The organism is Psychrobacter sp. W2-37-MNA-CIBAN-0211, from assembly GCF_040309405.1.
GTDB classification, from domain to species: Bacteria; Pseudomonadota; Gammaproteobacteria; order Pseudomonadales; family Moraxellaceae; genus Psychrobacter; species Psychrobacter glaciei.
Genome location: NZ_JBEOOU010000032.1, coordinates 1 through 1,429 on the forward strand (window position 1 = coordinate 1; position 1,429 = coordinate 1,429).

2 protein-coding genes are annotated in these 1,429 nt (G+C 43.5%); both read right to left on the reverse strand.

The window, feature by feature from the left end; all coding sequences use genetic code 11:
* Positions 1 to 32 precede the first annotated feature (32 nt).
* Positions 33 to 962, reverse strand: coding sequence for an IS3 family transposase (locus AAEY72_RS14115; protein ID WP_352311125.1), 930 nt, complete (start codon positions 960 to 962; stop codon positions 33 to 35).
* Positions 866 to 1,384: a helix-turn-helix domain-containing protein gene (locus AAEY72_RS14120; protein WP_352311124.1), complete on the reverse strand. Its 519-nt coding sequence runs from the start codon at positions 1,382 to 1,384 to the stop codon at positions 866 to 868. Before AAEY72_RS14120 ends, AAEY72_RS14115 begins: the two co-directional genes overlap by 97 nt.
* Positions 1,385 to 1,429: the final 45 nt, after the last annotated feature.

The following is a 1,429-nucleotide window of genomic DNA, read 5'->3' on the forward strand; positions in this document are numbered from 1 at the left end:
ATGAACTGACCCCCGAAACTTGGACGGTTTAATTAAAGATAGGACTGAGCTCTGTATTGTACAGGGCTCAGTCCTTTTAGTTTAAGCTGAATTCTTTCATGATTGTAGTAATGCACATACTTATGAATCTGTTGCTCTAACGCCTCAATACTCGATGGCTTTTCAATATAAATAGTCTCACACTTGAGCGTACCGAAGAAGCTCTCCATCAGCGCATTGTCTAAGCAGTTACCTTTTCGGCTCATACTTTGCTGGATGTTATTGGCTTTTAGCGTTGTTGCAAACGGTTTCATCTGATAGTGCCACCCTTGATCTGAATGCAGCGTTAGCTGCTCCTTGAGCCTGCGCTTTAATGATATGCCTTTGAGCGCGCGATCAAGCATCTGTTTCACCAAGTCATATACGGGTCGTCTTGATAATTCATAACTGATGATCTCATTATTAAAGCAATCGAGTATGGGTGACAGATACAGTTTATCATCGCCCACTTTAAACTCAGTAATGTCAGTCAGCCACCTGCGATTTGGCGCTTTTGCTCTAAACCTACGTTTGACCCTATTCTTGGCAATAACGCCGCACTGTCCTTTGTAGGAACGATACTTTTGTCGTCTGATTCTCGCGGTAAGTTTAAGCTCGTTCATAAGCCGTGCGATGAGCTTGTGGTTGTATCTTAGTCCTTCGTTCTTAAGCGTTTGAGTGATTCTACGGTAGCCATACCGACCTTTATGGTGATGATAGACGTCACTGATACGCTGTTTAAGATCGGCATACTTGTCTGTCGCTTGCAGAACACGCAGATGATAGTAAAAGCTGCTCCTTGCTATATCTGCAATGAGTAATAGTAAAGCGAGCGGATGCTGATCTCTTAGTCCTTTGACGAGCCTTGCTTTGTCTGGTTGGCTTTCCTCTCTTTGAGCAAGGCATCGAGCTTTTTTAGGTAGGCGTTCTCCGCTTTGAGGTATTCATTCTCGCGTTTGAGCTCCTCTATACTCTTCTCATGCTCAGGCTTGTCAGTAAGATAAGGGTGCTTCACAGTAGGTCGTCCTTTAGCTTTGGCAGTTAAGCCTAGCATACCATGACGAGCATAGGCGGTGCGCCATACACTAATCAGCGCAGGTGAGCTAATGTCAAACCTCAAAGCGGCTTGCGATTGACTTAAACCTTCACCTGCCATTGTGGTCAGGACTTGAAGCTTGAACTCGCTACTGTAGATGGCTTTGCCAGCTTTAGGTTTGATTGCAAGTATACCGTCTTTTAAATACTGGTTTACCCACTTAAAAACATCTTTATCATTAATATTAAAATGCTTTGCGGTAGCAATGCCTGAATGTCCTTGTTGATAATAGGCTATCACCCTTAGTTTAAAGTCGATGTCATACTTCATAAAATAACCCCCATAAGTTGTGTCCAACTTATGGGGGTCAGTTCA

Coding starts and splice junctions, on each gene's coding strand:
- AAEY72_RS14120 (WP_352311124.1), bottom strand. CDS start 1,384: ATGAAGTATGACATCGACTTTAAACTAAGGGTGATAGCCTATTATCAA.